A 12,099-nucleotide genomic window follows, 5' to 3' on the forward strand; every position below is an offset into this window, starting at 1 on the left:
CAGGTAAGGACGCCATGACTCTTCTGCAAGCGCTGACGGTCATCTTCAAGCACAAGGGGAAGATCCTCGCCATCTTCTTCACCATGGTCGCCACGGTGACCAGTTGCACGCTGCTGCAAAAGCCGGTCTACGAGGCCAAGGCGAGCATGCTGGTGAAGCTCGCCAAGGACGACAGCTCGCGGCCGGGGATGGCGGCGGACTCCTCCTTGTCGCTCAACCTGAGCCAGGACGAGTTGATCAACACCGAGATCCAGATCCTGACCGGCTCCGAACTGGCCCAGAAGGTGATCAACGCCATCCGGCTCGCCAACGTCTACCCGGATCTCGACGTGCAGCCCAACAAGCGGCTGGCCTGGGAGCAGGCCGTCCAGCGCTTCGGCAAGGCCCTCAAGGTGATCGGGGTGAGAAAGTCCAACGTCATCACGGTCTCCTTCCAGCATCAAAACCCCGAGATCGCGGCCAGGGTGGTGAACCTCCTCGTGGAGGCCTTCAAGGACAAGCACCTCTCGCTTCATTCGGACCCGCAGTCCTCCTTCATCAGCTCCCAGCTCGCCTCCTTCGAGGCCAAGCTGAAACAGTCGGAGAATAACCTCCAGAGCTACCAGCAAAAGTACAACGCCTTCTCGCTGGACGAGCAGCGCAGCCTCCTGCTGAGACAGCGCAGCGACTTCGACTCCGCCTACAAGATCGCCATCGACAACGTGAAGGAGATCGAGAAGAAGATCGCCTCGCTCAAGTCGCAGATGAAGTACATCGCGGCCAACAACTCCCGCTACACCCAGACCGACCGGGACAAGATCATCGTGGACGCCAAAGCCCGCCTTCTGGAACTTCAGCTCAAAGAGCAGGAGCTGCGCCGCAAGTACACCGACTCCAACCGCCTGGTGGTCGATGCGAGGAGGGAGGTGGAGATGGTCCACCAGTTCCTCCGCGAGCAGGAGGAGGGGATCGTGGGGAAGGTGAAGACCGCCAACCCCGTCTACCAGAACATGGAGATGGACCTCTTTAGGGCTGAGGCGGACTACAACTCGCAGATGGCCAAGGCCGAGGCGCTCAAGGCGCAGCTTGGCCAGATCGAGAAGGACGTGGCGGCACTCGACGCCAGCGAGACCACCATCCAGAACCTGAAGCGGGACGTGGCCATCAACGAGAAGAACTACAAGACCTACGCGGACCGGCACGAGGAGGCGCGCATCGCCGACGCCATGAACCGGCACCGGCTTTCCAACATCAGCGTCATCGAATCGGCCACCCCTCCGGTCAAGCCGATCAAGCCCAAGAAGAAGCTCAACATCCTGCTCAGCATGCTGCTCGGCATGGGTTTCGGGCTGGGAAGCGCCTTCCTGTTGGAGAACATCCGCCAGACCTTCTCCGATCCGGAGTCGGTGGAGAAGTATCTGGAGTTACCAGTCCTGCTCACGGTGTCCAGCAAAGAGGGGTAGCGCCATGTATCTCAACTTCTTCAACCTGAACAAAGAGCCGTTCCAGATCACCCCCGACCCGTCCTTCCTGTTCCTGAGTCCGGGGCACAAGGAGGCGCTCGCCTCCATCATCTACGGGGTGGAGAAAAAGAAGGGGTTCGTCCTCATCGTGGGGGCCGTGGGGGTCGGCAAGACCACCATCCTCAGGGCCTACCTGGAAAAGGCGGAGAAGGAGAAGCTCGTCACCATCTACCTCTTCAACGCCAACATAAGCTACGAAAACCTCCTCAAGTTCATGTTCAAGGAGCTGGGAATCATCCCGGAGTCCGACGACATCTACGAGATGGTGAACCAGCTCCACCAGGCGCTGATCATGGAGTACCGCCAGGGGAGAAACGTCCTGCTGCTGATCGACGAGGCCCAGAACATGCCGGTCGACACCCTGGAGAACCTGCGCATGCTCTCCAACCTGGAGACCTCGACGGAGAAGCTGATCCAGATCGTCTTTTCCGCCCAGCCGGAGTTCGAGAAGACCCTCAACCTGGAGGAGCTCAAGCAGCTCAAGCAGCGGGTCGCGGTGAAGGCCATCATCTCCCCGCTGACCCGGGAAGAGGGGCTCACCTACATCCAGCACCGGCTGGAGAGGGCAGCCGAGAAGGACGCCGCCCCCATCTTCACCAACTATGCACTGAGAGAGATCGTCCGCTGCGCCAAGGGGATCCCCCGGGTGATCAACGTCCTTTGCGACAACAGCCTGATCACCGCCTTTGGCTACGGCGACCGCAAGGTCGGGCTCCGGGTGGTCAAGGAGATCACCCGGGACTTCGGGCTCCAGCGCCCCTTCTACCAGCGCTGGACCGTGGCCCTGCTCCTCCTCGTCCTTATCGTGGGGGGCATCTTCGCCTACCGGGAGAGGGGAGTCATCCTCAAGCTCAAGGGACGCGGCGAGGCGCTCGCCACCCAACCGGTGAAAAGAACCGTTCCCTCCCCTGCGCCCCCCCCGGCGACCGCACCGGAGCCGGGAGTCCCGGCCCAGGAGACCGGTTACGTGGAGAGGGTGGTAGAGCGGGGGGATACGCTCGCCAAGCTGATCGCGGAGGTGTACGGCCGCGTGAACGGGAGGCTGATCAGGCTGGTAAAGAACGCCAATCCGCACATCGACGACGAGAACCTGATCATCGAGGGGAGGAGGATCGTCTTCCCCGTGGCGAAGAAGAAGTGAGCTCCGAACGCCCGGTCCCGGATGGGCGGCACCGCCTCGGACGCTAACAAGGGAGTGTGGCTCATGGGCAACATCTACGAGGCACTGGAACAGGCCTGCCGCGAAAAAAGCAGCACGGCGGCCACCAAGCAGCTGGCCACCATTCCCCCCCAGGGGACCAAGGCCCTGGCGCTGCACGACGAGATGGCCTGGCTGCACCACCAGGTCGACTTCCTCCTTCCCGGCAACGGCCATAAGCTGATCCAGTTCATGGGCGCCCACCGGGGCGAGGGGGTCTCCACCATCGTCCGGGAGTTCGCCAAGACCGCAGTGGAGCAGCACGGCAAGTCGGTGCTGGTGCTCGACTCGGCCTGCCAGGACCGGGCCAAGAAGATCAACTTCAACATCACCTGCGAGTACGGCTGGATCGACCTCCTCGAGAAGGGGGAGCAGCTCGACAAGGCGCTCTTCCGTTTCGGCGATTCCAACCTCTTCTTCGCCCCCATCTCCTTCCAGGCCTCCCTGGTGACCCCCTTTCGGGACCTGGAGGCGACCGCACGGCTTTGGAAGAAGCTCAAGGAGCGTTTCGACCTGATCCTCATCGACGCCTCCTCGGACCTGAGCCCCAACGAGAGCATCGCCCTTTCCCGCAACACCGACGGCGTGGTGCTGGTCCTGGAGGCGGAGAAGAGCAGGCGGCAGCGGGTGAAGAACATCATCAAGCGGATCAACGACAACGGCGGGACCGTGCTCGGCGTGGTGCTCAACAAGCGAAAGTACCACATCCCCCGCTTTCTCTTCAAACTCTTCTGATCCCGGAGCCCCGGATGCGCGTCTGCATGGTGGCCTATACCTACTACGAGCTGGACAACCGGGTGAAGAGGTACGCCCACACCCTGGCCAAGAGGGGGGACCGAGTCGACGTGGTCGCCCTGAGGAGGAAGGGGCAGCCCGGGCGGGAGGTCGTCGACGGGGTGACCGTCCACCGGATCCAGCAGCGGGTGATCAACGAGCGGGCGAGCCTCAGCTACCTCTACAAGCTGCTCCTCTTCCTGGTCCGCTCCGCCGCTTTTTTGGCCAAGGAACAGCTCGCCGATCCCTTCGACCTCGTCCACGTTCATTCGATTCCGGACTTCGAGGTGTTCGCCGCCGTGGTGCCGAAGCTGACCGGGGCCAAGGTGATCCTCGACATCCACGACATCGTGCCGGAACTCTACGCGACCAAGTTCAAGGTGAGCCAGGAGTCCCTGGTCTTCAAGATGCTGGTCAAGGTGGAGAGGGCTTCCGGCGCCTTCGCCGACCACGTCATCGTCGCCAACCACATCTGGCACCAGACCCTGCTCTCCCGCTCGCTCACCAAGGAGAAGTGCTCGGTGATCATGAACTATCCCAACGCCCGCTGGTTCCACACCAGGCCGATCCCGGGCGACGGCAAGGAGATCACCCTCCTGTACCCCGGCACCCTGAGCTGGCACCAGGGGGGCGACGTCGCCATCCGCGCCATGGGGCTTCTGGCCGACCGGCTCCCCCAGGCACGCCTCCACATCTACGGCGATGGCACCGAGCGGGAGGCGCTGGTGAGGCTCGTGGCCGGGCTGGGGCTCGCCGGGCGGGTGATGATCCACGGCCTGGTCTCCAGCGAGGAGATGACCCGCATCATGGCGAGCGCCGACCTCGGGGTGGAGCCCAAGAGAAACGACGGCTTCAGCGGGGATGCCTTCAGCACCAAGATCCTCGAGTTCATGGCGGTCGGGATCCCGGTGATCGCCTCGCGCACCCGGGTGCACGCCTACTACTTCAACGAATCGGTCCTCCGCTTTTTCGACTGTGATGACGCCGAGGCGCTGGCCGTCGGCATCCTGGAGCTGGTTTCGGACCGTGGGCTCCGGGAGGGCTACGTCACCAACGCGGCGCGTTTTGTCCAGGAGTTCGACTGGAGCAAGAACGAGCACCTCTACCTCGACCTGGTGGAACGCCTGATCGCCTGACCTTCAAAGAGGCAACGATGGAACGCGAGCAATCTCCCCGCTACGTGGTGGTTACCCCGGTGAAGGACGAGGCAAGCTACGTCGTGGAGACCCTAGAGTCGGTCTGCCGGCAGACCCTGAAACCCGCCCGCTGGGTCATCGTCGATGACGGGTCACGCGACGAGACCGCCAACGTGGTCCGGCGCTACGCCGCCCGCCACGACTGGATCGAGCTGGTGCTGGTGAAAAACAACGCGACGCGCTTTCCCGGGCCGCCGGTGGTGGCCGCCTTCAACCGGGGCGCCCAGCGGGTCGCCTCCCTCGACTACGACTTCATCGTCAAGCTGGACGGCGACCTGAGGCTCTCCGCCGACTACTTCGAAAGGCTGGTCGGCCGCTTCCTCGACGACCCGACCCTCGGCATCGCCTCGGGCGTCTACCTGGAAAAGGAGGGGGCGGGGTGGTCGGTGGTCCGGATGCCGGCCTACCACGCGGCAGGGGCGAGCAAGATGATCCGCCGCCGCTGCTTCGAGGAGATCGGCGGCTTCTCCCCCACCCTCGGCTGGGACACCGTCGACGAGATCAAGGCCCTGACGAGGGGATGGAAGACCGCCCACTTTGCCGATCTCCCTTTCCAGCACCTGAAGGGCGAGGGGAGCGGGATCGGGAAGCTCAAGACCAGCATGCTGCACGGGCGGATCTTCTATCTGACCGGCGGCCGGGCCGACCTTTTCCTCTTCAAGGCTCTGAAGAGGATGCTGGTGGGGTGGCCGCCGATTCTGCACGGGATTCTGATGATGTGGGGGTACCTCACGGCGGCCGGCACCGAGAAGCGCCTGGTGACCCGGGACGAGGCTGCCCGCTACAACGCCCTGCTGGCCGAGAGGCTCAAACGGGGTGCCTTCTGGGGGTGAAGAGGTAAACCATGTGCGGTATCTGCGGGATATACGGCGGGGGCGTGGAGCGGAGCCTTTTGGAGAGCATGATGGCCAGCATGGCCCACCGCGGACCGGACGGTGCGGGGGCGTTCCTCGCCCCCGGCATCGGCCTCGGGCACCGCAGGCTGAGCATCATCGACCTCGGTTCCGGCTCCCAGCCGATGTCCAATGAGGACGACCGGCTCCAGGTGGTCTTCAACGGAGAGATCTACAACTACATTGAGTTGAAGTCGGCATTGGAGAAAAAGGGGCACCGCTTCAAAACCGCCTCCGACACCGAGGTCATCCTCCACGGCTACGAGGAGTGGGGGGACGGATGCCTCGACCGCTTCAACGGCATGTTCGCCTTCGCCCTCTGGGACGCCTCGTCTCAGCGCCTCCTGCTCGCCCGCGACCACCTCGGGATCAAGCCGCTCTACTACTTCACCGCCGGTAAGACCCTCTTCTTCGCCTCCGAGATCAAGGCCCTAATCCGCAGCCGGGAGTGCCCGCGCGAGGTGGACCTGGCGAGCCTCGGCGATCTCTTCACCTACCGCTACGTCCCGTCTCCCAAGACCCTCTTCAAGGGGATCCTCAAGCTCCCCCCGGGGCACCTTTTGAGCGCGGGGAAGGACGGCATCGCGGTCCGGAGGTTCTGGACCTGGCGGCCGCGGATCATTACGCGGTTGCGGGAACCCGACGCCATCGAGCAGTACCAGCAGCTTCTCGAGGACGCCATCCGCATCCAGCTGAGAAGCGACGTCCCGGTCGGCCTCTTCCTCAGTTCCGGGATCGACTCCGGCACCATCCTCGCCGTGATGGCCCGGCACATCCCTTCCGCCATCCGCACCTTTACCCTGGGATTCGAGGGGGGCGCGCAGACCAACGAGACCGACGACGCCCGCCGGATGGCGGAGCGGTTCGGGACCTGCCACGAGGAACTGATCATCTCCCCTTCCGACTACCGGAACTACTACCGCAACTACCTCTGGGACCTGGAGGAACCGGTGGGAAATGAGACCGCCGCCGCCTTCTACTTCGTGAGCTACCTGACCAGCCAGAAGGTGAAAGTGGCGCTGACCGGGCAGGGGGCCGACGAGCCGTGGGCGGGGTACCGCCGCTACCTCGGGGTCAAGCTCTCCACCTCCTACCGGCGCCTTCCGGTCGCGGTCCGGGCGCTCCTTAAAAAGGTGGTCCTCGCCCTGCCGCGGAGCGAGTGGATGAAGCGGGGAGTGGTCTCCCTCGATGAGCCCGAGGTCATGGGGCGCTTCACCAAGGTCTACTCGTTCTTCAGCAGGGAAATGAGGGAGCAGCTCTTCCGGCAGTGGGTGAAGGAGCAGGTGCGGACCGAGAGCGGGGAGGTGCACTCGCCGCTTGGGCACCTCCAGCAGGAGGTGAGCGATCTCGACCCGCTGAGCCAGATGCTCTACATCGACACCCGCGCCAATCTCCCGGACGACCTCCTGATGGTGAACGACAAGACCGCCATGGCCAACTCCCTGGAGACCCGGGTCCCCTTCCTCGATTACCGGGTGGTGGAGTTCGTCGAATCCCTCCCGCCGGGTTGGAAGCTCCACGGCCTGCAGGGGAAATACCTGCACAAGAAGGCAGTGGAGAAATGGCTCCCGAAGGAGATGGTCTACCGGAAGAAAAAGGGGTTCACCAACCCGATCAACGAGTGGCTGCGAAGCGGCCTGAACGACTACGTAAACGACTGCCTCCTCGCCCCCGATTCCTCCATCCACCGCTACTTCGACCCGGATTACGTGAGGTGCCTGATTAAGATGCACACCGAGAGGAGGGAGGAGTTCATCCGGCACCTCTACCTGCTCATCTCCTTCGAGATGTGGCACCGGACTTTCATGAAAAGGTGAGCGGTCGCCGATTCCGGCCACCTGCGGGGGCGCCATGGAACCTCTGGTGTCGATATTGATACCTGCCTTCAACGCGGAAAAGTGGATCGAAGAGACGATCACTTCGGCGCTGAACCAGAGCTGGCCGAAGAAGGAGATCATCGTCGTCGACGACGGCTCAACCGACGCCACCCGCGAGATCGCCAGCCATTTCCAGTCGACCAACGTCAAGATCGTGACCCAGGAGAACACCGGCGCCTGCGCGGCCCGCAACCGCGCCCTGAGCCTCGCCCAGGGGGATTTCGTCCAGTGGCTCGATGCCGACGACCTGCTGGCCCCCGACAAGATCGAGCGGCAGCTGCGCGAGTTTCACGTCCAGGGAGACGACTCCCTGCTCTACTGCTCCGGCTTCGGGACCTTCTTTTACCGGACCTCGAAGGCCCGGCTGCAGGCCAACTCGCTTTGGCACGACCTCCGGCCGGTCGACTGGTATCTGAGGAAATTCAACCACGACGACTCCCTTTTCCCCGCCGTCTGGCTGGTGAGCCGCCGGCTCACCGAGGCGGTCGGACCGTGGGACGTGAGGCTCACCCTGAACGACGACGGCGAGTACTTCGGCCGGCTGGTGGCCGCCTCCCGTGGGGTCAAGTTCGTCTCCGGCGCCTATTCCTTCTATCGCCAGGCCAACGCGCGGAGTCTCAGCAAACTCATCAACCACCGGGCCTGCCGTTCGCTGCTGCTCTCCTACCGGCTTCTCGTCGATTACCTGCTCCGGCTGGAAGACAGCGCCCGGGCGCGTTCGGCGGCTTTGAGGTACCTGCAGACCAATCTGATATACTTCTATCCTGAGAAACGATTAATGTTAGAGGAGCTGGCCGTGCTGGCCGGTCAACTCGGCGGCACGCTCAGTCCGCCCCACCTCGGGCCGAAGTTCTCATTTCTCATCGACATCCTCGGATTCAAGACAGCCAAGGGAATCGCCACCGCGGTCAGGGGGACCAAGCAGTCGGCACTCATCCTGTACGACCGTTACATGATGCAGGTGGCCGGCGACCGTCCCTTGTCTTCGTTTCCCGCGGCCTGACTGGGCGAAAGCGCCGGCGCTGAAGGATGCCGGCGTCAAGGAGAGACGTGATGGGTATGGTGGTCGATGGCATAGGGATCACGGTGAGCGGCCGGTTTCCGCGCATTGCGCGGCTGGAGGCCGAGTACTACGAATGGGTGGACGATCCCTACCGGTTCGTGGAGGCGGTGAGAAAGGTGGCGGGGAGCGCCGACCTTTTCACCTTCGTCCAGAGAATTCCCGACAACGTTCCGCGCTACGATTTCCACCTCGAGTACGACGAGGTCGCCGTCCTGGAGATCGTCAGCTACGAGGAGTGGTGGAAGAAACAGATCAACGACAAGACCAGGAACATGATCCGTCGTTCCCAGAAGGCCAAGGTCGAGGTGCGGCTGATCCCGTTTGACGACGACCTCATCCGCGGCATCAAGGAGATCTACGACGAGTCTCCCGTGCGGCAGGGGAAACCGTTTCGCCACTACCTCAAGAGCATCGAGGCCCTAAGGAACGAGCACGGTAGCTTCCTCGACCGCAGCCAGTTCATCGGCGCCTTCCTCGACGGCGAACTGATCGGCTTCATAAAGCTCGTGCACGACGAAGGGGTCTCCCACCTGATGCAGATCATCTCCAAAATCGCCCACCGCGACAAGGCGCCCACCAACGCGCTGATGGCCAAGGCGGTTGAGCTTTGTGCCGAGAAGGGGGTGCGGCACCTGCACTACAGCACCTGGAGCCGGCGCGGCCTGGGGGAGTTCAAGAAGCATAACGCCTTCAAGGCGGTCGAGGTGCCGAGATATTTCATCCCCCTCAACCTGCGAGGCCGGCTGGCCCTCAACCTGAAACTGCACCGGGAGATCAGGGAACTGCTGCCGCAACGGGTGGTCGACGCGGCGGTCGAGGTCCGCAACCGGTGGAATGCGGTCCGGATGGAGTCGAAGCGGGTGAGCCTCCTGGTGGGGGTGGCCGCCAACCTGTGCGGAGTCGATGGATACCCGATCGGCTGAGGAGTGTCATGAAAGGCGGATTGGAACACATAAGCGTCTGTGTCTGCACCTTCAAGCGGCCGGATCTCCTGCTTCGGCTGCTGGAGGAGTTGGCGCGCCAGGAGACGGGGGGCGAGTTCACCTACTCGATCGTGATCTCCGACAACGACGCCGCCCAGTCTGCCCGCGACATCGTATTGAACTTCGCCGCCGCCCTCGGGCCGGACATCCCGATCCTCTACTGCGTGGAGCCGGAAAGGAACATCGCCCTGGCCCGTAACCGCGCGGTCGCCAATGCCCGGGGCGATTTCATCGCCTTCATCGACGATGACGAGTATCCCTCCCCAACCTGGCTCAGGGAACTGCTGCACCTTTGCACCGTCACCGGTGCCGACGGCGTCCTCGGTCCCGTGATCCCCTACTTTGAAAGCGATCCCCCCGGCTGGCTCAGGAAGGGGAAGTTCTTCGAGCGCCCCACCCATGCCACCGGGTTCTGGATCACCCTGCTGGACATGAGGACTTCTAACGTCCTGCTGAGGGCCGAGCTCTTGCAGGGGCCGGAGCTCCCTTTCCGCGCCGAATTCGGCTCCGGGGGGGAGGACGTCGACTTCTTCCGCAGGAAAACCGACAAGGGGGCGCACTTCGTCTGGTGCAACGAGGCCGAGGTCTACGAGATGGTCCCGGAATGGCGGCTGAAGCGGAGCTACATCTGCAGGAGGGCGCTCCATCGGGGGAACATCTCCTACAAGTTCCCGGAACTCAGGCGGAGCGGGGTGATGAAGGCCCTGGTCGCGCTCCCCCTCTACCTCTGCTCCCTTCCCTTCCTGCGATTGGCCGGTGACCACCACTTCATGCGCTACCTGGTGAAATGCTGCGATCACGCCGGCCTGTTGCTGGCCTTCTTCCGGCTGACCCCGTTCCGTGTCTACAAGTAGGTAAACGCTCTCGCCGTTGCAGGGGAGGGAGTAAGGGGACCGCCTCCGTCAGGTGCCGGTCCCTTTGTCCGGCTCGTCCCGTCCGCGAGGTGAGCGGACCGGGCGGGTAGGGGGGCAAATTTTATGGAAAGTTACGCCGCCCTGGCAGCCTGCCTCGTCTTCATCCTCATCGTCTTCTGGAGAGACCGCAAGCTCCGTCCCGTTCCGTCGTGGGGGACGTGGGTGGTTTTTCTCTGGGTGGTGGCGATCGGGTCGAAGTCGGTCGGCTACTGGTTCGGGGCCGAAGCCAACATGGACAGCCTCGACAGTTACATCGAGGGGAGCCCGCTTGACCGCAACATCTACCTTTCCCTGATCTGCCTCGGAGCCTTCGCCCTCTACCGCCGTTCCATCAACTGGTGGAAGGTGATCTCGGCAAACCCGTGGCTCGCTCTTTTCTTCTTCTACTGCGGCGTCAGCATCATCTGGTCCGACTTTCCTTTCGTCAGCTTCAAGCGCCTGGTGAAGGACCTCGGCAACCTGGTCATGATCCTCCTTCTCTTCACCGAGACCGATCCGGTGGGGGCTTTCCGGGCGGTATTTTCCCGCTACGTCTGCTGCGCAATCCCGCTCTCCGTGCTGCTGATCCTGTACTTCCCCGAGTACGGCCTCTCCTACAATCCCCAGACCGGGGATATCCTCTACGTTGCCATCACCACCGACAAGAACGAGCTCGGCGTGGTGCTGGCCATCTCCGGGCTCTTTCTGGTCTGGGAATTCGTGGAGTTGATGCTTCATGAGATCCGGAAAGGGAAGATCGTCGATCTGCTGGTCAGGGCGACTCTTTTGGTCCTGCTCGGATACCTGATTGTGATCGCCCGGAGTGCCACCGCTCTCCTCTGTCTGGCGGCCGGAAGCACCATCCTGATCCTCTTGCGTTTTTCGTGTTTCCGGAACCAGATCCGGCACCTGGGACTCTACAGCCTGCTCGGCGGGTGCACGCTGGCCACCCTTTTCTTCTTGACCGATTTCACCGACCTGCTGGTCAAGTCGGTGGACAAGGACATCACCTTCACCGGCAGGACCGACATCTGGGAAGGGCTTTTGAGTGAGCAGGTCGATCCGCTGATCGGCACCGGTTACAGCAGCTTCTGGCTGAAGCCCTCCATGATGGGACAGTTTCATAACATCATCCAGGCCCACAACGGTTACCTCGACACCTATCTCAACGGCGGACTCATCGGACTTGCCCTCCTTCTCTGTGTGATCGTCGCCACCGCCGGCAAGGTTCGCCGCCAGGTGCTGGAAGGCAACAACTTTGCACTCTTGCTCTTCTCCGCGTTCGTCATCTCGCTTTTCTACAACCTGAGCGAGACCATGTTCAACCGGCTGAACCTGGTCTGGTTCATGTTCCTGCTGGCGGCGATGGATTTCTCCTGCCACTACCGGGCCCGGGAAGAAGCTCCCGCGACGGTTGGCTGGTCGCTGGCGGCCCGCAGGGCGGCAGGTACGCTCCCCTGCCGGAGTGACGACGGCCCCCCATCCTCCCCGCGCCCCTCCCCTTGAAGGTAAGGGTGAAGTTGTTCGGGGGGGAAGGTAGCGAGGAATTCGGAACCGTAATGGTGGGCAGAAGGGCTGTCCACCATTCCATTTCCTGATTAGCGCCAATCTTCCGCTAGGCGTAACCACCGCTCTGGTCGGCTGCCAGTCCGGGCAGCGGCAGCAGCGAGGCGGGGAAGCATAGCAGCAAGATCGAAACGACGGTTAAAGCGGTACTGAT

Annotated in this window: 10 protein-coding genes and 1 pseudogene; 10 read left to right on the plus strand and 1 reads right to left on the minus strand. The window is 62.9% G+C overall.

Going from position 1 to position 12,099, the window contains the following annotated elements; genetic code table 11:
* Window positions 1-14: 14 nt before the first annotated feature.
* The 10 genes from ACYVL5_RS11810 to ACYVL5_RS11855 all read left to right on the plus strand — a co-directional run bounded on the left by ACYVL5_RS11810 (window position 15) and on the right by ACYVL5_RS11855 (window position 11,885).
* On the plus strand, window positions 15-1,442 hold the full coding sequence (locus tag ACYVL5_RS11810) for a GumC family protein (protein ID WP_460595776.1): 1,428 nt from the start codon (window positions 15-17) through the stop codon (window positions 1,440-1,442).
* 4 nt (window positions 1,443-1,446) lie between these two features.
* On the plus strand, window positions 1,447-2,643 hold the full coding sequence (locus ACYVL5_RS11815) for an AAA family ATPase (protein ID WP_460595777.1): 1,197 nt from the start codon (window positions 1,447-1,449) through the stop codon (window positions 2,641-2,643).
* 63 nt (window positions 2,644-2,706) lie between these two features.
* Window positions 2,707-3,435, plus strand: coding sequence for a cellulose synthase operon protein YhjQ/BcsQ (locus tag ACYVL5_RS11820; RefSeq protein WP_460595778.1), 729 nt, complete (start codon window positions 2,707-2,709; stop codon window positions 3,433-3,435).
* A 14-nt stretch (window positions 3,436-3,449) separates the two neighbouring features.
* Window positions 3,450-4,610: a glycosyltransferase family 4 protein gene (locus ACYVL5_RS11825; protein ID WP_460595779.1), complete on the plus strand. Its 1,161-nt coding sequence runs from the start codon at window positions 3,450-3,452 to the stop codon at window positions 4,608-4,610.
* A gap of 17 nt (window positions 4,611-4,627) precedes the next feature.
* Window positions 4,628-5,503 (plus strand): glycosyltransferase family 2 protein, encoded by an 876-nt coding sequence (locus ACYVL5_RS11830; protein ID WP_460595780.1) that lies wholly within the window; start codon window positions 4,628-4,630, stop codon window positions 5,501-5,503.
* An 11-nt stretch (window positions 5,504-5,514) separates the two neighbouring features.
* On the plus strand, window positions 5,515-7,380 hold the full coding sequence (gene asnB / locus ACYVL5_RS11835) for an asparagine synthetase B family protein (protein WP_460595781.1): 1,866 nt from the start codon (window positions 5,515-5,517) through the stop codon (window positions 7,378-7,380).
* Window positions 7,381-7,414: 34 nt separating this feature from the next.
* Window positions 7,415-8,443, plus strand: coding sequence for a glycosyltransferase family A protein (locus ACYVL5_RS11840; RefSeq protein ID WP_460595782.1), 1,029 nt, complete (start codon window positions 7,415-7,417; stop codon window positions 8,441-8,443).
* A gap of 50 nt (window positions 8,444-8,493) precedes the next feature.
* Window positions 8,494-9,426 carry a GNAT family N-acetyltransferase gene (locus ACYVL5_RS11845; protein WP_460595783.1) on the plus strand — a complete coding sequence of 311 codons (933 nt, stop codon included), beginning with the start codon at window positions 8,494-8,496 and terminating at the stop codon, window positions 9,424-9,426.
* Between the two features lie 8 nt (window positions 9,427-9,434).
* Window positions 9,435-10,340 (plus strand): glycosyltransferase family 2 protein, encoded by a 906-nt coding sequence (locus ACYVL5_RS11850; RefSeq protein ID WP_460595784.1) that lies wholly within the window; start codon window positions 9,435-9,437, stop codon window positions 10,338-10,340.
* Between the two features lie 123 nt (window positions 10,341-10,463).
* Window positions 10,464-11,885 carry an O-antigen ligase family protein gene (locus tag ACYVL5_RS11855; protein ID WP_460595785.1) on the plus strand — a complete coding sequence of 474 codons (1,422 nt, stop codon included), beginning with the start codon at window positions 10,464-10,466 and terminating at the stop codon, window positions 11,883-11,885.
* Window positions 11,886-11,977: 92 nt separating this feature from the next.
* Here ACYVL5_RS11855 and ACYVL5_RS11860 read toward each other — a convergent pair.
* A pseudogene (locus tag ACYVL5_RS11860) lies at window positions 11,978-12,099 on the minus strand (IS1595 family transposase); the annotation flags it as partial.

Source organism: Geomonas sp. Red276, from assembly GCF_054784495.1.